Here is a 21,331-nt window from a genome sequence, read left to right on the forward strand (position 1 = left end):
AACAACACATTGCATATTTTTAACCCCAAGAAATTCCCATTCACTAGCATCACCCGCAGCATCACGGGCCTGCCAGCCGGCGTCAATGTCGAAGGCATTGATTTCCGGCCCGTCAACGGCCAGCTTCACGCGCTGGGTACCAATGGCAACCTGTATGCCATCAACCTGTCAAATGGAGCCGTCAGTTTCCTCTCTGTCCTGAGCGTGGCTCTGGACGGCAGCAGCTTCGGAGTGGACTTCAACCCCGTGGCCGACCGTTTGCGGATTGTGAGCAATAACCGCCAAAACCTGCGGGTAAACGTGACTACGGGAGCGGCAATCATCGACGGCACGCTTACTCCTGTCTCTGGCACCGCTACTCCGTTTGTAAATGGAGCGGCTTACACCAACAGTTTCGCCGGAACTACCTCGACGGTACTTTACGACATTGACAGCCAGTCAAACAAGTTGTTCAAGCAAGATCCGCCGAACGGTGGCGGTCTGGTGGAGATCGGCAACCTGGGTGTCGTGGTCGATGCGGCCAATGGCTTCGACATCGGCGGAACCACCGGAGACGCCTACGCACTTCTCACTGTCGGCGGCGTATCTGGCTTTTACAAGATCAACCTTTCCACTGGGGCGGCCTTCCGCATTGCCGATTTCCCGGCGGGCGTCAAGGGGCTAGCGCTTGGCTTCGGTCTGTAAGTTTTTTTATTCTTGTCAAAAAAGGCGTCAGAAATCCTCTGACGCCTTTTTTGTTTTCCTGGAACGCCAGCCCGGTGGAGCGTCAGCCCGGTGGTACGCCAGCCGGGCCTTTCCTCCTTTTCACTCAAACTGAAAGGCGAAGTAAGTACACGCGCCCTTGCCCGTATTCCGAATGGCGTGCGGCACTTCTGATTGCAGGAAAATAATGTCGCCCACGTTAGCGGGAATCCATTTTCCGTCGATGCTTTCCTCGGCCTGGCCTTGTATCAGTAACAGGATTTCGGCAGCTTTGTGGGTATGTGGCGGATGACTCATCAAGCCTTCGTTCAGGGTAGTGATGTGCATCTCGAAGCGTTCCGCCTGGGCGGTTTTTTGATCAAAAACATTTCTTCTACCACCCTTATCGTGGGCTTTGTATTCCATTCCCTGCCAATGTTTTACAAAAGATTGTCTGGTCTTGGCATCTTCTTCGGTATCAGGTTGGGCCGCCGTATAGCGCATCACGTAGTAGGTCACCGGTTGATTTCCCTTATTTTCGAAGGCGTGTTCGTCGTTGGGCATGATCAGTGCCACGCTGCCAGTTTCAAGCGTTTCGGTTTTTCCGCCAATCGTTACCGTGAGTTCACCTTCCTTTACGATGATGAGCTCTTCGTCGGCGTGGGCATGGCCCGGATGCGGGGCCTGTCCCGGAGGCACGGTGGTGGCATGAACTTTCATATGGCTAAAGGCGGGCGTCGCCCCTTCGAGAAGAACGCGCTGCTGCGAACTGGCATTCTTCGTCACTGAGGCCGCCGCCCAGCGATACACGTTCGCCGGAATTAGGGCGTTTTGAGCATTTCCAGCCAAAGGAAGAAGCATAAGAATCGGAAATAAAAAGTACTGCGATTTGAACAGAAAGCGTGGGTTCATGAATTTTTTATAAAAAAGGTGACCTATATTTATCGCACCGAATCAAGTACCAACTTTTTCTTTATATAACCCAAAAAACTCATGTCATTATTTTACCGGGCAGTTGGTTTTATCTGCTTTCTGGCCTTCTCACAGATTTCCTGTTCCAGTTCGAAGGTTCCACAAACGGGCGCGGAAGTCGCCAAAACTGCCGCTAGCAAGACCGACAGCAGTGACAAGGCCAAGCCCAAAGTGACTTTAAAGCCTTACAAGTCCGTCATCACTAAGGAAGCCGTATCTGATTCGGGCGTGTTCACGATTCATAAAGTTGGTGAAAAGTACTTCTATGAAATCCCTGACTCCCTGCTTGAGCGTGATTTTCTATGGGTAAGTCGGTTTGTGAATCTGCCCTCGGGCCTGGGCGGTGGCTACGTCAATGCCGGCTCGTCGGTGAACGAGCAGATGGTCGATTGGCAGAAATTTGGCGACAGAATCGTGCTAAAAACCAAGTCGTACCGCTCGATAGCCGCCGATTCGCTACCGATCAATCTCTCGGTACAGGCCAACAACTACCAGCCGACGATCTACGCCTTCGATATTGCGGCCCTTTCTAAAGATTCCTCCGCCTACGTCATCGACGTGACGAAGTTTCTTTCCAGCGACGTAAAGCTGTTCAGCGGCCTGAACGCCGACATGCGCAAGACCTATAAAGTCAGTAAGCTGGACGACAGCCGTAGTTTTATTCAAAGTGCCAAAAGTTTCCCGCTGAACATTGAGATCAAGCAGGATTTCACCTACGACGCCGCCGAACCGCCCTCCAATTCTGAGACGGGGGCGATCAGTCTGCTGATGAACCAGTCGATGGTGCTGCTGCCCAAAGTACCCATGCAGCCGCGTATTAACGATTACCGCGTGGGGTACTTCAACATCCGGCAACTCGACTACGGCTCCGAAGCCCTCAAAGCCGACGAAAAATCGTACATCCGCCGCTGGCAACTGGTTCCCAAGGACATCGCCGCTTACCGACGCGGCGAGTTGGTGGAACCCGTGAAGCCCATTGTCTATTACCTCGATCCCGCCACACCCGATAAGTTGCGTCCCTACATCAAGGCGGGCGTGGAGCAATGGCAGGAAGCTTTTGAAACGGCAGGTTTCAAGAACGCCATCATTGCCAAAGACCCACCTACGGCGGCGGAAGATCCGGATTTCAGCCCCGAAGATGTGCGCTATTCTGTCATCCGATACGTGGCCAGCACTACCCGCAACGCCGTAGGGCCGAGTGTGTCGGACCCGCGCTCGGGCGAGATTATCGAGAGCGATATTATCTGGTACCATAACCACCTGCGTTCCTACCGCAATCGTTACCTGCTGGAAACGGGCGCGGCTAACCCCACCGCCCGCACCCTCGACACGCCGATGGACGACCTGGGCGAAATGATGAAAGAGGTTATCACGCACGAAGTCGGTCACGCTCTGGGCTTGCCGCACAATATGAAGGCGAGTGCCGCCTACCCCACCGACTCGCTGCGTTCGGGGACTTTTACTCAGAAATACGGCATAGCAGCCACCATCATGGACTACGCCCGCTACAACTATGTGGCGCAGCCGGGTGATGAAGGCATCCGCTTCGTGCGGCAGTTGGGGCCTTACGACCACTACGTTATAAATTGGGGCTACCGTTACTTGCCCGACGCCCGTGACGCCGAATCCGAAGTACCTACGCTTTCAAAATGGATAAACGAAAAATCGGGCGACCCGATCTATCAGTTTGGCAGCGGCAGCGGTGGCTACGACCCCGAGAGCCAAACCGAAAACATAGGAGCGGATGCCGTAACAGCTAGTACTTACGGCCTAAAAAACCTCAAACTCGTGGCCCCAAAGCTCTACGAGTGGACAGCCGAAAAAACCAACGACTACGACGACCTGGAAGAGTTGTATGACGAACTACTCGGCGTTTGGAGCCGCTACATCGGCCACGTATCGACCAACGTAGGCGGTGTTCATGAAAATCGCTTGAAACCCAATCAGGAAGGTTATATCTTCACTCCGGTGGACGCCAAGACGCAGACTACATCCGTCAAATGGCTGCTGGATAACGCGTTTTCTTCACCGGATTGGCTGCACGAGGCCAAGATTTCGCGCAATGTCCACCATGCCAACTATGTGGATGAAATCCGCTCCCTGCAAGTGCGGCACCTGAACAGCCTGCTCTCGCCCGAACGAATGGCTCGGCTCATGGAAAACGACGTAAATGGGGTCAATTACAACGCCCTGGATATGCTAAGCCAACTCCAGCGCGGCATTTGGGGCGAAGTGTACAGAGGCGCAGCCATCGACATCTACCGCCGCAACTTGCAAAAGGCCTACCTGGATCGCATCAACTACCTGCTTAATGAAAAACCGACCAGTCGCCGAACTGTGACGCCCGTCGAAATCAGCCAATCGGACATCCGCTCAATTGCCCGCGGCGAGTTGGTGAAACTGCAACAGCAATTGAAAAGTACCCAAAACCGCTACAAAGACGATCTGACGCGCTATCATGTTCAGGACGCGGTAGTGCGGATTGAGAATATTTTGAACCCTGCAAAAGGATAGAAGAAAGTGATGAGTGATGAGTGATGAGTGATGAGTGATGAAAGATATTGGAATAATTCATCACTCATCATTCATAATTCTTCATTCACTTTCCGGTCGCCTTTTTAATTGCGGCCGTCTCTTCGGGGTCGATGGCCGTGCCGTCGCTTTTCAAGATTTCATGGAACCAGATTTTTGGCTCGTGGCCATTGGTGTAAGGCTTCTGCCAGCTGTCCCAGGGCAGGTAAGTTTGCGTTTTTCCGACCACAAATCCCCAATTGATCATGCCTACGTTGTACTTTTTGGCAATTGGCAGGTGCGTTTGGAACTTGCTGTTGTTGCCCCGCGCCATGAACTCGGTGCAAATCATCGGGCGATTTTGGGTTTTCAGTTGCATGATGACTTGTTGGAATTCCTCCGGCCCGCCGTAGTGGTGGAAAGTCAGGATGTCGGAGTTTTCGTACTGTACTTTCTCCATTGCGCTCCAATTTTTCGGGTCGCTCACGTCGCGGTCTTTGCTAAAAATCCAGGTACCGGAAGAAAGCGGCTGCGTCGGCTTGACCGCCCGCGCCCAGGCGAAAACATCGGGTAGCAGGCGCGTGATAATTTCCCGCTTGCGCTCGGGTTCCTGGTTGAGTTTGTTTGTACCGTAGCTGCTGTCGTTGGTGTTGTCGGGCTCGTTCCACACGTCCCACAGCAGAATGCGCGGGTCGTTGGCGAAGGCCCCGACGACGCCCTGCACGTAGGCTTTCAGGCGAGGGTACTCCGAAACGTCAGTAAGGGCGTCCGCGCCGGGGCTTTGCAACCAGCCGGAATTGTGCACACCGGGGGTGGGTTCGTGCTGCTTCCCCAATTTCGGGAACGGGTCCCAGCAAGAGTCGAACAGCACCAGCATGGGCTTGATCTTGTGCTTGGCGGCGATGTCCAAAAACTGGTCGAGGCGCTTTTTGAAACCCGTCGAATCCTGCCATAAAAGGTCGTGCAGATAAACACGTGCCGTGGTAGCTCCCAAATCTTCGGCCCATCCGAGTTCCTTATCAATCTCTTTGGGATTGAAAGTCTCGGCCTGGAACATCTCCAACTGGTTGATCGCACTGGCCGGATTGTAATTTGAGCCGAACAGCCAGGGTTGTTCAGCGTACCAGGCCTCAGCCTGGGTCTGAGTCCAGCGTTCAGGTTGTTTGTTTTGGGCAAAAGTGAGGGTGAACGATAGGGCAAAAAATAAAATGAGTAATTTTTTCATCGAGATAGAAGATTGAATAAAATGTTTCCAATCTAAAAGAGAGAAAAGGATTCACTTTAACCTCGAAAACCAGATTTTTCACCTCCCAATCAACTGCATCGGTTTCTCGCCTACGTCCAAAACAGATAAATTATTAGCTGGATGGTAGCATTGCCCTAAGGACTTTGGTGAAATAAAATACGGTGTTTCAAATCGTAAATTCAAAAACCCGTCGTCTCGCCGAACAAAAATGTTCCTCGAGACGACAGGTTTGCGTTGTAAATAAGCACTTTATCTTTACTTGACCACGATGACGCGTTTGAACTCTGCTTTGCCTTTGGTGCCAGTCGCCTCCTTGTCAAGCAGGAGGACGAAGCTGCCGATCGACTGCGCGGGTAGCCGTACGGATTCGCTGTGCGCTCCCTCGCCCGTGAGGTTTTTCTTCCAGACCTCGCGCCCCTGAATGTCGCTCACCCGAAGCGTAGCCTTGCGGCCCGGCTCGACGTAGAACCGCGCCACGAACTCGCCGTCGTTGGGGTTGGGCGATACCGTCAGTTCGGGGCTGTCGGTGGCGGGTTCCTCCGCCACGCCGAGGCGCCCTCCGCTACTGCTGACGCAAATTTCGCGGAAGCAGATGAAGCCTCCGCCGCTTGAAAGGGCGATGCTGTTGCTACTGTTGAAAAAGTAGGTGCCCGGTAGGGTGATAGTCGAGTAGTTGAGCGTGGTCTGCGGCAGCGAAATGATGCCAAGGTTGCCGTTGAGGACGAAGCGCAACGTACCCGGCCCCTCGTGCGAGCGGTAGGTGAATGTTACCGTTTTGTTGCCGCCAGAAGATAAAGGCATACTGTAGTTGCGGATTTCCTGTGAGTTGCCCGAACATAGATCGCTCAGGTTGAGGCAATCAGAACCACCGCCACCGACCGTCACTATTACACCGTTGCTTGCACTACTCGTGCAGCCATTCTCAGTGCAGGTAGCGGTATAGGTAGTGGTTACAGTGGGATTGACCGTAACATTGGCACCCGAGGCACCGTGGCTCCAGTTGACCGTTCCATTGCAGCCCGAGGCCGAAAGGTTACTAGGCGGGGTGGACGATGAAGCCGACACGGTGGGTGGGTTGGGGGTTTGGCAGCCACCACCTCCTCCATCGACACAAATTTCTCGGAAGCAGATAAATCCGCCGCCGCTCGACAAGGCGATGGTGTTGGAGGTGCCGAAAGGATAGTTGCCCGGCAATGTGATCGTCGCGTAAGACAGGGTAGTTTGCGGCAGCGCAATCGTGTACGGGGTGCTGTTAAGGACAAAGTTTAGTGTACCCGGCCCCTCGTGCGAGCGGTAGGTGAACGTCACCGTTTTGTTGCCACCCGACGAGAGAGGCATCGAGTAGTTGCGCACCTCTGACGAATTGCCCGAACACTGGTCGCCCAGGTTGAGGCAGTTGTTGGCTGGCGGAACGCTGCTGACGTTGACCGTTACGCTGGCGGTACTGTTGTTACAGCCCGGTTTGCTGAGGGTCACAGTATAGGTGTAGGAGCCGTTTGACCCCGGTGCGTTGAGCGTGTAGGAAGACGAACTGCTGCTGGCCCCGTTGCCGCTCCACTGGTAGTTGACGCTGCCGCAGTCACCGCCGGAACACAAGGCGTTCAACGTGATGGAGACGTTGGGCGATGTATTTATCGTGGAGGGGTTGGCCGAGGCCGAGAAGTTGCAGTTAGGCGGAGGGGGGCTGCCGCCCGGAAAAAGCCAACAAGCGGGGACGATCTGATTGCCCTGGCCGGGATAGCTCCAGAACATTTTGGCCTCGAAGCCACCGCCGCCCTGCTTCCACTCCACCTTGACGTTGTACTTCTGGCCCGCCGTGAGGTTGACCGAGAAGTTGTGGTCGGTAGGCGGGTAATAGCCGAAGTCATCCACCCTTTGCTGGTTATCGAACCACACCCGTACGCCGTCGTCGGTGCGGACGTTGAAGTTGTAAGTACCATTAACCGGAGCTTCGACTTTCCCCTCCCAGCGGGCCGACACATCATTAGCCGCTACGTTACTTCCGGGCAGATTATCACTCTGGTTGCCGCTGATGTCGATATTGCCGCTGAACGTAGCAAAGGGGCTACCCTGCAAGTTCTGGCCGTTGTAGTAGTTGGTTGTCAGGCCCGTGCCATTGCTGTTGCATGGAGGTTGACAATTTGTGATCACATTGGCATCGGCAGTGGAGAAGTTGCAGCCCACTTTTGTTATAGAGACGGTGTAAGTATTCGTGCCTGCCCCGTTGGGCGTTGTAACGGAAATGGTCTGTCCCGGCGGGTTTTGGCCGGCAGGTATGCCTGGGCCATTCCAGTTGTAATCAATGTAATCGCACCCGGGACCCGAGCAATTGGCTGTAAGGGTGATAGGCGAGTTGCAGTTTGCCGGAGCCGGGCTGGCGGTGGGGTTGATTGTAAAGTTGCAATCAGGAGTGCAGGTAAAATTTGTGCTGAAGTTCACATTATTCCATGCATTGATAACTTGCCTAGCCTCGTGTGAACATGTACCATACAGTAGCTCAGCTACGTAAAGTGACGCATCCTTAAAATTGGCAAATGAGGTCGATGGCTGCAAGAAAGCATTCATAGTGTAAAAAACTATTCTTGCCGCTCTGTCCATTCCAATTGGATATACCCTTTGGCCGGGATTCACATTTTCACCTTCTGAAATCAGGAAAAACCAGCGGTTGAGAAAGCCATTGCGTTGATGGGGCGGCTCGGTACCGCCCCAGTTCGGCCCTTGAAAAGTCCTGGCCTGTGGAGGAGTTGACAATTCAGGATTTGACATATTGCGCAGCAACCACGCGTCTTCGCCCAGCGTCCAGTTCCAGTCGTTTGGCAGTAGTTGATTCTCCACCACAGTCCCAAACATATCAGATAGGGCTTCGTTGAGCGTACTAGATTCAGCCGTTCCATTCAATCCATTTCCTCCTGCCATATTGTTTGAATATCCGTGCATCAGTTCATGAGCAACTATGTCAATTGTCGACAAGCTTGTTCCGGTTCCGTTTCTAAAACCTATCAGCATTCTGTTTGTTGGATGTTGCCACTGTGCAAAATCACCCGCAGGCACTTCTACAGAAACCCTAGCGATAGTGCCATTATTGTTGACTCCATTTCTACCATGCGTATTGAGCATATACTGATACATACGCTGACATACCCAGTGCGCTGTGGTAGCGTTGGGGGAGTTGTTGCCCCAATTTGTGTTAGGATTTGTAACATCTCCATCGTCAAATTGTCCATTGTTGTTTAAGTCCCTCTGTACCTGTAGCGCGCTATTCTGACTTTGGCTATTGAAACGTAGCCCAAAGTTGCTACCAACTGGTTCCGTATCGAAATTCAACACCCCTTGTCCCGCCAGGTAGCGGGCGTGGTTCGGGATGAACGTCGAGGCTACCAAAGGAGAAAAAGACCTTTCTAAAGGCGTAGGTTCCACTTCGGCAGTGATTGGCAAAGGTTTGACCGGAGAAGGTGATTCGAAGCAGTTTTGGTAAAGCGGGAGGCGCTTGACCACTTTATTGGTAGTGGCGTCCACATAAATGCGGTAAGGCAGCTTATCCTTTTCGTCTGTTAAATTGAAAGCGTAGGCGAGACAGTAGCTTTCCTTGGTAAAATCCTCTCCGCAACGCGCTAGGAGAAGCTCGCCGTCCGTTTTACCGCCCTCTTTCTGAATTTTCTCGACGGTCGTACCTATTTCAGCAAGTGCTGTTGCCAGAGCCTCGCTTTCTTTGGTGGGGCTGGCAACATCCCTGGATAAATCCAGGATGATTCTCCCCACGGCGATCTGTAGCCTTCCCTCCTGCGAAATGAGCGTGTAATACGCTCCCTCTACCGGGAGTCCTCTGTAATACAATTGGTATTGCTGGCTCAGCAATTTGGGCTCCATCGTTTTCTGGTTCAGGAGTTTCAGTTCGTATCCCTCGCCGATGCCCAGATTGTCTTTGTAATTGGTAAAAAATTCCGAAGCCTGCACGGCGTTGTCGTCTTGGCGGAATTCGATCCAGCCATCTTCGCCCACGTATTTAGCCAATCGCTCGATGGTCTTGTCATCGTCCCGTTGGTATTTAGGGATGTACTTCTGGGCCAGAACCACGTTGGACAGTGCTACTCCCAGCAGCAATCCAATTTGCAAGGATTTGAGGTAACGCTTTTTCATGTCAGGAAAGGGTTTAAAGGTTATAGATGGATTTATTTGCTTTTCGTTACATTATCGAGTCTTATGTAGTGTATTGGATTATTTCCACCGATTGAAACGCCGTTTATGTCTTGATAAATGATGCCTGAAACCCGGTAGGCGAACGGTGAATTTGGTATATTCTTTGGATCAAAGGTGTTTTGGAGATTATTTGTCTTTTCCAATCCTATGTCACAAACGATTACCCCGTTTACGCCATTTATTTGCTCTTTTAGCCAAAATCCGCCATTTGCATAGTCAGCTTCTGCATTTTTTACTTCTTTAATGTATTTGTATGCTACTACTGAGGTATCGCAGCAGGTCTCGGTACAAATGCCGTCATCTTCTTTTTTCGCGCAGGTCCATAGTACACCTGCTACTCCCAGCAGCAATCCAATTCGCAGGGATTTAATCAGGAGCTTTTTCATATTAGTAAAGGGTTTAGAGGTTAAGGGAGGTTTATTTGATCTTCTTTACATTATCAAGCCTAATCCAGTATACTGGCCTTCCAATTATGTTGACAGTATAAATATCATTATATACCCGGCCCGATATACGATAAGCGAATGGCATTTTGCTGAGACTCTCAGGTAGGCTGGTAGGATCGAAAGTGTTTTCAAGACCTTTCACCTTATCTACGCTTAAGTCACACAAATTAACCGCTGGTACATTGTTTATGGGATTTTTGAGCCAAAAGCCCCCGTTTCCATAATCTGCTTCGGCATCTTTGATTTCAGTAACGTATTCATACTGTATTGCAGTAGTATCGCAGCAATTTTCGTCACAAATGCTTTCAAACTCTTTCTTCGCGCAGGAGAGCATCAGGCTCACGGCCAGCAGAGCGGTGTAGCTCAGGAGTCGGTTGGCGGGGCGTCCTCGCCCCCACGGAATCGGTTTTCGTTTCATAAGCGGTAATTGTAAAAAGGATGAAAGAATAAGAAATCGCTTCAAAGCTAGGAAAGTAACCCGAACTCGCAAGTGAAATATTATAAATATTTTTAAATTTAATATTCGGATAATACAGCGAATTTGAACAAAAACAAGAAAACATATTGGGGGTTAACTGGAAATGATGGAAGGAATAAAACATTTCCGCGAAAAAAGTTTTTCGGATACATAACAATGTAAGGCAATATTTTTCAAATCTTGCATCGCCAGCCCCTAATCCACTGACTTACAATACCACTACAACTAATGTTTAGACATCAAAGTGAGCTAACTGAACAGAAAAGTCAGCCCCGCTAGAAATCCGATCGGCTGCCTTTGAGTTTACTGATTCCGGCTGAGATAAGGGAGAGTAGGCAAGAAGATCTTGCAAATTCAGGCTGGAGGTTCCCAATGACTGTATTAGCCGTTCGAAGTTCTGGCGACAACAGGTAGCTTACTGGACATTCACACAAAAAATTATAACCAAAGTCTTACAACCACTGTGGGCAGTGGCGACACAGCTTTTTCTGGTATTTCTGCCAAATATATTGGTCGATCTTACGACAAATGCTCCTTGAAGCTCTCATAACCAAAACTCCGCACCAGCCGAAACGTATCGTCCTTTTGCCAAATGCCGATGGAAGGTAAATTCACGCCATTGAAAGTACTTGTCTTCACCATTGTGTAGTGGATCATGTCCTCAAAGATAAGTTTGTCCCCAATTTGCAGCGGCTGATCAAAGGAGTAGTCGCCCACGAAGTCACCCGCTAGGCAGGTCATGCCACCCAGACGGTAGGTTGGCTTGTCCGCCACTGGTTCGTGGTGGGCTCCCACGATGTGCGGCTTGTAGGGCATCTCGAGCGTGTCGGGCATGTGGGCGGCGAAGGAAGTGTCAAGAATCGCAACCTGAATACCCTGACTATCCATGATATCAAGTACCGTCGAGTAGAGTGTTCCAGTGCGCCAGGCAATGGCCGAGCCGGGTTCCAGGATAACATCCAGATTGTATTTTTCTCGGATAGCTTTGACTAGCCGGATAAGCCGCTCGGTGTCGTAGCCTTCGCGGGTCATGAGGTGGCCGCCGCCCATGTTGAGCCATTTCGCCTGGTGCAGCAGATTACCGAATTTCGCTTCCAGGGTTTCCAGGGTTCTTTCCAGCGTGTCGGAGCCGTTTTCGCAAAGGGTGTGAAAGTGAATGCCCTCTACTCCTTCGGGTAGCGTGTCACCGAACTTATCGCGCGTTTCGCCCAGCCGCGAGCCGGGAATGCAGGGATTGTACATCTCAGCCTCAACCTCTGAGTACTGCGGGTTGACGCGGATACCCACGGAGATTCTTTGGTCAGGATTTTCTTTGTTAAAGTCCCAAACGCGATCTTTGAAACGCTCGAACTGGCTCAACGTATTGAACGTCAAATGGCTGCTACGCTCAAGAACTTCCGCAAATTCAGCATCCAGGTAGGCCGGAATGTAGGTATGAGCCTTTTCACCCATAAAATCGTTGATGAGCTTTACCTCGTTCAACGAACTCGCCGTAGCGCCACTTAGATACTCGCCCACGATGGGGAAGACGCTGTACATGGAGAAAGCTTTGAGGGCCAGAATAATCTTGCAGCCTGCCTCCTGCTGCACACTATCAATCAATTCAAGATTGGCGCGGAGTAGTTTTTCGTCTAATACGTAGCAGGGAGAAGGGATTTCAGTGTAGTCGATCAATGGAGTGATGAGTGATGAGTGATGAAATTCGGTACTTTTCTTTCAAAGAGCAATCAATGACGCAATTTCTTACATTTGAGACAAAAATACGCACTCTTATAACAAGCCTTATTTTTGGAAGGTACAGACATAGACCATAAATATCTCATCATTCATAACTCAAAACTCATCATTCAAACATGGCTTTTTTAGTAATGGACATTGAAATGTCCGGTCCAGATCCGGGCTACAATGAGATCATCCAGTTGGGCGCCGAGCTGTTCGACGACGACTGGAACGCCCTCGGCACCTACCTGACGAACGTGTATCCCGAAAACGAGGAAGCTTTCACGGCCAGCGCGGAGGAAGTCCACGGCCTGTCGCTGGCTGATCTGGAAGAGGCCCCGATGATCTACGACGTGATTCCTGAATTTGAAAAATGGATCAAGTCCAAAACCCACGGCGCGCCGCTGCATCAGACGGTCATCTGCGGACAAAGCGTCATCTATGACATCAACTTCCTGCGCTTTGCCTACTCAAACGAAAAAATGAAGTGGCCCTTTTCTAACAAAATGCTGGACCTCCACACCGTGTCGTATCTATACTTCATGATTATGGAAAAGAACGGCCAAAAAGTTCCGCGCTCCCTCAGCCTGGGCGCGGTATCCGGCTTTTTCGGCTTTGGGCGTGAAGAAGAAACCCACAACGCCCTGGAAGACGCGGAGTTAACTGCCAAATGTTTAAAGGAAATCTTCGGACGGTTAGATGATGTAAGGCTAGAAAAAAGATCTTAAATTCCGACATTCCCTAATTAGCATAATACTTTTCCAGCACCACCTCCGCCTGTTTGTTTTGCGGGGAGAATGGATCACGCGCCCGTTCACCGCTCCGCAAGGAGGGAAACCACTTCCAGACAAATCCCCCGGCCATCCACTCCTTTTGCCATACTTCTTCAAAAAACACTTCGTAAGTTCTGGCCTGCAAAGGATCATTTTCGGGACGGTCACGATCCGTTTCCCAGGGACGGCGGGCGGAGAAATCGCTGCTCATATAGCCAAATTCGGTAAATAGAATGGGTTTTTGAATCTTAGCCGAATACCTTCCCAACGCTTTCAAATGAGGCTGCCAGCCTTTTTTTAGCGTCGCCAAATCGGGTGACTGCGTTTCGGAGAGCGGGAAATAGGCGTCGATGCCAATAAAATCCATTTCATTCCAAAATGGGACGTCCTGGTACACGTCCCAATTCTCGGCGTAGGTGAGTTTTCCCTTATAGATTTGCTTAATTTCCCGGATGATCTGAAACCAAAACTGCGGACGCCTTTTGACGAAGGTCTGCATTTCGGTGGCTATGCAGTACAATTCCACGTCAGTACTATCGGCAACACGAGCGAATTCAAGCAAATACTCGCCAAAGCCTTTCTCAAAGGTTTGCCATTCCGCCTCGGTCGCCAGGTCGAAATGTCCCGTGAAAGTACCTCGCCCCGCCCACATGTGCGGCTTTAACATCACTTTTAGTCCCTGATTGTGAGCAACTTCAACGCAATGCGCCACCCCGCGCGGCGATTCGCCCCACCATTTCCAGTCGTTATCACGCGCATAGACAAAATCCGCCGTCCCTTCGCGGGTGTACCCGTAAGGCATCAGCGCTACCCATTCGGCATTAATTCTCTTGACGGGCAGATACGTCATATCGGCCAAAGAGTCGCGCGGTGCGACGAAAGCTACGCCCTTCAACTTTTCCCCGTTGTAGCGATAAGGCTGATCCGACGACACGGAGGAACAGGAAAGCAAATTTCCGAGTAGAGCGGAAAGCAGGAAAGCCAAGAGAGCGTTATTCATCCCAAAAACTGATTTACGTAGTTCCGGCTGGTCAAAATAGCGGATTTAACGTCGGTGATATCGGCTTCGTAGGCTTTGTCCTCGACCTCGATCACGACCGGGCCGCGATAGCGCACGTCGGTGAGGGCGGCGAAAAAGCCGCGCCAGTTCACGTCGCCCAGGCCGGGTAGTTTGGGAGAGTGATATTCCAGTGGATTTGCCAGGATCCCCACTTGGTCCAATTTGTCTTTGTACACCCTAACATCCTTCAAGTGAATGTGGTGCAGACGGTCTTTGAACTGGTAAATGGGCTTTACCTCGTCCATCATCTGCCACACCATATGCGAGGGGTCGTAATTAAGGCCGAAGCACGGGCTGGGAATTATCTCGAACATCTTAGTCCAGACCGCCGGGCTGATCGCCAGGTTTTTGCCGCCGGGCCACTCATCATCGGTAAAAAACATTGGGCAGTTTTCGATGGCAATCTTAATGTTGTTTTCCTCGGCTACCTTCACGATGCCAGGCCATACGTCAGCGAAGGCTTTAAGATTATCGGTGATATTCTTAGCCGGATCGCGGCCAATGAAGGTAGTTACGACGGGAACTTTGAGTTTGGCGGCCGCGCGAATCAACTCCTTAATATGTTCGATGCCGGGGCCAGATTTTTTCTGATCGGGGTCGAGTGGATTAGGATAATAGCCCAATGCCGAAATGCTGACATTGGTTGTGCGAAGGGTGTAGTTGATGTCGCTGATTTTCTTGTCGTCCAGGTTGGTGACATCGATATGCGAAACGCCCGCATATCGGCGGGCATCTTCGCTATCGCGGGGCCAACACATGACTTCTACACAGCCAAAGCCATGCTTAGCCGCGAAGTTTAGGGTGCTGTCAAAATTAAAATCGGCAAGAATGGCGCTGTTAAAGCCTAGTTTGAGCATTTGGGTCAGAGATTTCCAGTATTTGAATAGTTTGAGTAGGCAGGGTGATCGTTTTTCTGAATCGTTAAGCTAAGAAAGAAACTGCACTACACCCAAAAAAAGACCTGCTTATTCAATCGTTCATTCAAATTTAACGGGAAACCATCCTTTTCTAACACCGCTCATCCAAATCCTATATTGAAAAAACGGCGCGGGTTTCGTAATATTGACAGGTAAATTCAGACAAGTACCCTCTTAAATCAGTAACCGTATGGCCGAAGCAGAGAAAAGTCTGGGCAAAAAGCTCCTGGGCTTTTTTATTAAAGAACCAGAGAACGAGCCGGCAAAACCCGTAACGCAACCAGGCAATGTCAAGCAGGCGGCTCCACCTCCACCCGAAGCCAAGCCGACGGTAGTTAGCAGCACGTCGGTTCCCGCCGAGGTCGATCGAAAGTTTGTCGAACACTTTGCCGAGTTGCTTGGAAAAGCCAACTTACCCGGCCCTGACTACTTCGAGTTCAAGCAAGCCCTCAAAAGCATGGAAGGACTGGGACTAAACGAAGAAAAGCAGTTTCAGGCATCGTGGGCAAGTTTCAAAGCCATGGCAGCGGGTGTTACCGAAACTTCGGTGCTGACCAATTCCGCTAACCATTACGGAAATGTGCTGAACAAAGACCGGGAAAGTTTCTTGAAGGATGTCGAAAAAGCGGTAGACGACCGTATAGGTAGCTTAAAGCAAGAGTCAAAAAAATTGCAGGAGGCCACGAAAAGCTACGCGCAACAAATCGTGGATCTGCAAAAAAAGATTGATGGAAATAATGATCGCCTGGAAAAAATCAACGGCGAAATACAGGAGCAAACTGATAAAATCAACGTCAGCCGCGACAGCTTCGACCTCACCTACCAAAGTATGGTAGATCAAATCAACGCCGACGTGGAGAAAATTAAACGGTACCTGGGATGATAGTTTAAAGTTTATGAGTTCAGGAGTTTATGAGTTTTTCTCTTTCCTGACTTAGAACCAGACACTTTGAAACTCCCGAACCTTAAACTTATAAACTTTAAACTCATAAACTCAAAATGACTGACTTTTCACAAATCGGCGGAACCGACGACGACCACAAGAAGTCGTATTGGTCCAAGCCAGAGGGAATCACTTCCCTGCTCTTTTTGGGAGCAGCAGGTGCTTTGGCACTTTACTACTGGAATAGCATCGCGCTCTTCCTTATCGAGGTGACGCAGAACACGCTGTACCTCGGCCTTTTGCTGGCAGCCCTGGCGGGGCTGGTCTTCCTATTCACGAGTAGCGACGTGCGGACGGCGGTTTTCTTTTTGTTCAAAACCCTAATGCGTAAAATCACGGGACTGGTCATTAAGCTCGATCCGATCGCTATTATGAAAATCTACATCAGCGATTTGAAAGACAAGCGCGAGAAGATGCAGGGGCAAATCAATACGCTGGCCGGGCAACTAGTGAAGTTGAACAAGAAAATAAATGAGAACAACGACCAGATCAAGCAGAAGTTTGCCGAGGCAAATAAGGCCAGCGAACTTTCGCACAAGCCAGGAATGCGGGAAACGGCCCAACTCGCCACCATCGAGGGAGCAGGTTTGCAGGATATGAACGAGAAGCTTTTTCCGCTGCAACGCAACATGAAAACTATCCTGGAATTCATGGAAAAAGTAAATACCAGCGCCGACTACTTCATCAAGGAAACCGAAATCAAGGTCAAATTGAAGGAAACTGAGTATAAGATCGTGAAGGAAAGCTCCAACGCCCTGCGTACGGCTATCAGTATTTTCAAGGGCAATCCCGACAAAAAGTTCTACTTCGACGAGTCGATGGAGTACATTCAGGACGACATGAGCCGCAAACTCGGCGAGATGAAGCGGGCCATGGATCTGTCGATGGACTTCATCAACGGCGTGGACGTGCAAAACGGCATACTCTCCGACAAAGGCCAAAAGATGCTCGAAGCCTACAACGAGGGCCAATTCTCCCTCGTGGACCTTAACGCCCCAGAAGCTGTCCCGCGAACTATTGAACTCAATCCTCCGAAAGATTCGAAGTACCGGGGACTACTTGATTAATTAATTTGGAATGAGTGAATTAGTAAATGTCGGAATATTTCAAATTCTGGCGATAGCAATATTCACTAATTCCGATATTCACTAATTCACAATTAAAAACATGAAACGACTCACTGTTGCCGGGCGCTTGATCATTACCGCCCTTGTTCTAGCCGCGCTTTACTTTGGTTTTAAATATTTTGGCGGGCAGAAGGCCCTAGAATCCATGGCCGACACCGCCCGCATCGAATCGGCGGAAGGCGGCTCGGAATACAAAACGCCTGAACCAAACTCTACTTCCAATCCCGACAACTATGCCTCCGACGTAGCGGGTTCTTCCTTTGATTATGATGCACCTGAACCCGTCAATGGTACACTCAAGGGAGTAGTTGAATTGGGTGCGAGTGGGTTCAATTCCTTTATTATCAAAGTCGATCCCCAAAAACGCTGGAAACTGGAAAAGGCGGAGTTCGGCAACAGCCTGGTAACGGAAAACATGGCTACCGACGACGATGTCCGCATGGGTCTCAAACGCTACATCGGAAGCATGCTAGATTATGGCGTGAGCGGCAAGAACATCCACTTTGTAGTAAGTTCGGGAGCCGCCAAAGCCGACGTCACGTCCAAGATTACTGGTGCGCTGAAATCCTTGGGTTATACCGTGAATCAGGTTACGCCACAGCAGGAAGGTACGTTGGCCCTAAAATCAGTACTGCCGGAACTCTACGACCAACGCGCCTTCGTGACCGACATAGGGTCAGGCAACACCAAGATTTCGTGGATGGAAAACGGCAGCGTGCGGGCCATCGAAACCTACGGGGCCAAGTACTTCCAGGACAATGTGCAGGATAGCAAAGTATATAATGAAGTGATGGCCAAGGCGAAGCAGATTCCGACCGACCGACGCAAAACTTGCTTTATCATCGGTGGTGTTCCCTTCGAGATGGCCAAGGAAGTGCGCAAAGGCAAGGAACGCTACACGGTGCTGAGCGCCCCCGATGCCTACAAACTCGAAAACGCCAAGTCGAAAGCGGGAATTAACATCTATAAAGCCATCGCCGACGCTACCGGCACCAACCAATTCGTCTTCGACTGGGACGCGAATTTTACCATTGGTTTTTTGCTGGGATTGCCTTAAATAATTTTGAATGAGTGAATAATCCTTTGTGGTTAGCCAAGGCAAAAACCTATTTCTTAATCTTTGCCGTGGGCTTGGTTATGATGCAGTGCGGTAAGTCTGATCCGCTGGTCGCTACCTGGAAAATTATCAAGATCAACTACCAACCCAGTCCGTTGGCGACGCCAGAAGCCTTTTTACGAGATGAGCAAATCAAGGCCATGCAGTCGGGTTTCCAAAACTCCACTTTCGCACTATACGAAGGGCAGCGCTCGGCTTTTTTCTCCACAGAAATGCCTTATCGGCAGGGTACCTGGTCAATAGATGGTAATCGCCTTTCGCTGCAAATTGGCGGGAGAACAACTTTCCCGTTCGACATCGTCGAGCAAAATGAAAATACGCTCATCCTGGTACTCGCCGAGGTCGGTGCCACCGATGGCGAACTGACGCTAACTTGCCAGAGGAGCGAGCAGTACATTTACGGCGAGGTCGATTTGCTGGCTCCTGAGCAAAACGAATGGCGGGTCAAACCAAAGCAGAGACAAACCGAGACTCAAATCCGGCAACGGGCTATCGCACAGCTGGACTACCTCATTCACTACTTCGAGTGCGTCAAGAAAAATAAACAGACTTACTTCGAGACCGGATTGGTCGGCTCGCCCTTCATTTTTTATGCGCACGGTTTGGGCCTGAGCAAAGAAAGCCCCTCCGCGAAGCGATGGCAGAGGTACTTTTATGATCGACAGGATGCTAACCGGGCGTTTGATTATCTAAAAAAATCGATCAAAACACTGGATAAATACCCCAAAGCCGATACCTTCACCGAGGAATATCTGCTGGCTTTCAAGAAAATGCGTACCTACTTTGACCAATGATTTTTACATTCAACTGACCGTTGCCGACGAGCAGAAAAGTTTCGCCCGTCAGCTGGTGGAGCATTCGCTGGCGCATCATCACGTCGCCAATATTTGGGACAAATCCGACGACAAGAAAAACCACACCCGAATGCTGCGCTACACGGGCAGTCTGGGCGAAATCGTTTTTGCCGATCTCTACCAACTACCCCGCCCGCAACGCTCCTTCGGCGCGGTCAATGGTCAGGATTGGGGTCAGGATTTTGTTCTCAAAACCGATGAAGGCTTCTTTTCTCTCGATATAAAAGCCATGAAGCGACAAACGGGTACTTTGGGTGCCGATTACGTCCTGAATATTCCTGCCTCGCAACTTCACAAACCCAACTCCCGTACAACGCACTATTTTTGCCTGTCCTTCCATCAATCCGAGCAACTAGGCACAGTTGCATCTCTGCTCGGTTTTGTGGACAAACAAGCGGTTGAGCGTGGTGAATTAGGGGTTCTGTACCGGAAAGGCTCGCAAAGAATTAGGGCTGATAAAACCAGTTTTACATTTCATCAGGACACTTATGAAATTCTTTTCGAGGACATAAGTTCTCCAATCATTACTGAGCGAATCGAGAATTTAGTCGTATTCAAAAAATGCAAACTGAAACCGCCCTTCACAGCACATTAATCAGAACATAGTTGGCCTCTCTCACTAAAACTTACGACTCTCAAAAACTTCTGGGGCAAGTATATACTCCAAAATTTATCGTCGATAAAATTTTGGATGAGGCAGGATATACTTCTTCGGCTTGCCTTGGAAAATCAATTCTCGATCCCGCTTGCGGAGATGGCCGTTTTCTGGTTGAAATAGTCAGACGAATCGTCTCATTTTCATCAGAAGACTCCCTGCCGAACAACTTAAAAAATGTCTCTGGCTGGGACATTGACAAGGAGGCGATTGCTATCTGTAGAAAATCTTTGGATGCCAAAATAGAGGAGCTAGGGCTTGAAATCGAGTGGAATCTGGTCAATAAAGATGCGCTGGAAGAAACAAATCCCGACCAAAGCTTCGAGTACATCGTTGGCAATCCGCCGTACATAAGGATTCAACATCTTCCCGAAGAGCAGCGAGCTTTCCTGCAGGAAAACTACCGCTTTTGCCGCTCCGGCTCCACCGACACTTTTGTGGCTTTTTTCGAACTAGCCGATCGGTTATTGGCCGAGTCTGGCGTCTGCGGTTTCATTACACCCAACTCTTACTTTTTTTCGGAAACTGCCCGCCCGCTGCGGAGGTACTTTCAGGAAAACCAAAATCTGAAGCTCATTACAAACTACGGCTCTGAAAGGGTATTTGACAAGACTGGTACTTATTCGGCCATCACCATTTTTGGCAAGAAAACCAGTAGAAATTTCAGATACGAATTGAGCGATTCATCCTATGAGTACAGCAGTAGAAATATTTCATTTGCCGAATTACGGGATAACGATCTCTGGCAACTCTCGATTGATGGCTCAATCTCAAAAACGGGTGTAAGGCTGGGCGATATTTGTCAAATATCGGTGGGCGTGACAACGCTGAGTGACAAGCTGTACTTATTCAATATCATCGAAAATGATTCAGATGAAGTAGTTGTGGCTACTTCAAAAGCGGGGGAAAGGATTACGATCGAGCGAAGCATCTTAAAGCCCATTATAAAAGCTTCTCGTTTGAAAAATAGCCAAGAACCGATTTCAGAATATATACTTTTTCCTTATAAAAAAAATGCAGCTGGAAAGCACACTATTATCCCTGAACACACCCTAAAAGAAAAGTACCCCCTGGCGTATTCATATTTATCAAACCAAAAAAAAATCTTAGACAAACGGGACAACGGGAAACTAAACCCAGTGGCGTGGTATGCCTTTGGACGTGCACAGGCACTGGATACTTCATTTGGGAAAAAGATAGTTTTCTCTCCTATGAACAAGTATCCCAAATTCATCCTCTGCGAAAACGAAGAAGCAACCGTTTATTCAGGCTATTTTATTAAGTACGGCGGAGATTACGAAAAACTCCTGAGTCAGCTGAATTCAAAAGCAATGGCCGACTACATGGCGGTAGCAGGCCGCGATTTCCGGGGCGGCTGGAAGGGGTACAGCAAGAAAATAGTAGAAAATTTCCGGTTGAGCGAGCCTGGTTTTCTCGCTCAGCTTAACCCGGATTTAGCAGGCTAAATCCGGGTTACAATTTCTCCAATGCCTGATTTAAATCAGCGGTCAAATACGCTGCATCTTCCAACCCAACGTAAATCCTTACCATGCGGTGGCGCTCAATAGTAGCGTCAAAGTCCTCAGGCTTCATTCCCGCCGCCTGCGGCAGCACGAGTGACTCGTGACCACCCCA

17 protein-coding genes are annotated in these 21,331 nt (G+C 50.0%); 9 read left to right on the plus strand and 8 right to left on the minus strand.

Going from position 1 to position 21,331, the window contains the following annotated elements; genetic code table 11:
* A partial coding sequence (locus ACEW8P_RS05130; protein ID WP_373512030.1) for a DUF4394 domain-containing protein occupies positions 1-684 on the plus strand: 684 nt, incomplete at its 5' end.
* A 120-nt stretch (positions 685-804) separates the two neighbouring features.
* Here ACEW8P_RS05130 and ACEW8P_RS05135 read toward each other — a convergent pair.
* A complete protein-coding gene (locus tag ACEW8P_RS05135) occupies positions 805-1,593 on the minus strand; it encodes a cupin domain-containing protein (protein ID WP_373512031.1) in 789 nt (262 codons plus the stop codon).
* A gap of 81 nt (positions 1,594-1,674) precedes the next feature.
* Between ACEW8P_RS05135 and ACEW8P_RS05140 the strand changes: the two genes are divergently transcribed.
* Positions 1,675-4,167: a zinc-dependent metalloprotease gene (locus ACEW8P_RS05140; protein WP_373512032.1), complete on the plus strand. Its 2,493-nt coding sequence runs from the start codon at positions 1,675-1,677 to the stop codon at positions 4,165-4,167.
* Between the two features lie 85 nt (positions 4,168-4,252).
* Here the strand turns inward: ACEW8P_RS05140 and ACEW8P_RS05145 are convergent, their stop codons facing one another.
* The 5 genes from ACEW8P_RS05145 to nspC all read right to left on the minus strand — a co-directional run bounded on the left by ACEW8P_RS05145 (position 4,253) and on the right by nspC (position 12,205).
* Positions 4,253-5,389, minus strand: coding sequence for a cellulase family glycosylhydrolase (locus ACEW8P_RS05145; protein WP_373512033.1), 1,137 nt, complete (start codon positions 5,387-5,389; stop codon positions 4,253-4,255).
* A 276-nt stretch (positions 5,390-5,665) separates the two neighbouring features.
* Complete coding sequence (locus ACEW8P_RS05150; protein WP_373512034.1) at positions 5,666-9,547, minus strand: M4 family metallopeptidase; 3,882 nt, start codon at positions 9,545-9,547, stop codon at positions 5,666-5,668.
* Positions 9,548-9,579: 32 nt separating this feature from the next.
* Entirely contained in the window at positions 9,580-9,993 is a 414-nt protein-coding gene (locus ACEW8P_RS05155) for a hypothetical protein (protein WP_373512035.1), read from the minus strand.
* A gap of 31 nt (positions 9,994-10,024) precedes the next feature.
* The gene (locus tag ACEW8P_RS05160) at positions 10,025-10,471 is read right to left on the minus strand and encodes a hypothetical protein (protein WP_373512036.1); all 447 of its coding nucleotides are present in this window, start codon (positions 10,469-10,471) and stop codon (positions 10,025-10,027) included.
* Positions 10,472-11,050: 579 nt separating this feature from the next.
* Positions 11,051-12,205, minus strand: coding sequence for a carboxynorspermidine decarboxylase (gene nspC / locus ACEW8P_RS05165; protein ID WP_373512037.1), 1,155 nt, complete (start codon positions 12,203-12,205; stop codon positions 11,051-11,053).
* Positions 12,206-12,384: 179 nt separating this feature from the next.
* On the opposite strand from nspC, the gene ACEW8P_RS05170 reads away from it, so the two are divergent.
* The gene (locus ACEW8P_RS05170; RefSeq protein ID WP_373512038.1) at positions 12,385-12,978 is read left to right on the plus strand and encodes an exonuclease domain-containing protein; all 594 of its coding nucleotides are present in this window, start codon (positions 12,385-12,387) and stop codon (positions 12,976-12,978) included.
* 13 nt (positions 12,979-12,991) lie between these two features.
* Here ACEW8P_RS05170 and ACEW8P_RS05175 read toward each other — a convergent pair whose 3' ends face one another.
* Positions 12,992-14,023 (minus strand): hypothetical protein, encoded by a 1,032-nt coding sequence (locus ACEW8P_RS05175; protein ID WP_373512039.1) that lies wholly within the window; start codon positions 14,021-14,023, stop codon positions 12,992-12,994.
* Complete coding sequence (locus tag ACEW8P_RS05180; protein WP_373512040.1) at positions 14,020-14,940, minus strand: sugar phosphate isomerase/epimerase family protein; 921 nt, start codon at positions 14,938-14,940, stop codon at positions 14,020-14,022. Before ACEW8P_RS05180 ends, ACEW8P_RS05175 begins: the two co-directional genes overlap by 4 nt.
* A 250-nt stretch (positions 14,941-15,190) precedes the next feature.
* On the opposite strand from ACEW8P_RS05180, the gene ACEW8P_RS05185 reads away from it, so the two are divergent.
* The 6 genes from ACEW8P_RS05185 to ACEW8P_RS05210 all read left to right on the plus strand — a co-directional run bounded on the left by ACEW8P_RS05185 (position 15,191) and on the right by ACEW8P_RS05210 (position 21,162).
* Positions 15,191-15,883, plus strand: coding sequence for a hypothetical protein (locus ACEW8P_RS05185; RefSeq protein ID WP_373512041.1), 693 nt, complete (start codon positions 15,191-15,193; stop codon positions 15,881-15,883).
* Between the two features lie 116 nt (positions 15,884-15,999).
* A complete protein-coding gene (locus ACEW8P_RS05190; protein WP_373512042.1) occupies positions 16,000-17,010 on the plus strand; it encodes a hypothetical protein in 1,011 nt (336 codons plus the stop codon).
* 100 nt (positions 17,011-17,110) lie between these two features.
* Positions 17,111-18,127: a hypothetical protein gene (locus ACEW8P_RS05195; protein WP_373512043.1), complete on the plus strand. Its 1,017-nt coding sequence runs from the start codon at positions 17,111-17,113 to the stop codon at positions 18,125-18,127.
* Between the two features lie 14 nt (positions 18,128-18,141).
* Positions 18,142-18,981, plus strand: a complete 840-nt coding sequence (locus ACEW8P_RS05200; RefSeq protein ID WP_373512044.1) for a lipocalin family protein — start codon at positions 18,142-18,144, stop codon at positions 18,979-18,981.
* Complete coding sequence (locus ACEW8P_RS05205) at positions 18,971-19,636, plus strand: hypothetical protein (protein WP_373512045.1); 666 nt, start codon at positions 18,971-18,973, stop codon at positions 19,634-19,636. The genes ACEW8P_RS05200 and ACEW8P_RS05205 overlap by 11 nt, the downstream gene beginning before the upstream one ends.
* 11 nt (positions 19,637-19,647) lie before the next feature.
* A complete protein-coding gene (locus ACEW8P_RS05210; protein ID WP_373512046.1) occupies positions 19,648-21,162 on the plus strand; it encodes an Eco57I restriction-modification methylase domain-containing protein in 1,515 nt (504 codons plus the stop codon).
* Positions 21,163-21,331 lie beyond the last annotated feature (169 nt).

The organism is Persicitalea sp. (assembly GCF_041751555.1).
In the GTDB taxonomy this organism is placed as follows: domain Bacteria; phylum Bacteroidota; class Bacteroidia; order Cytophagales; family Spirosomataceae; genus Persicitalea.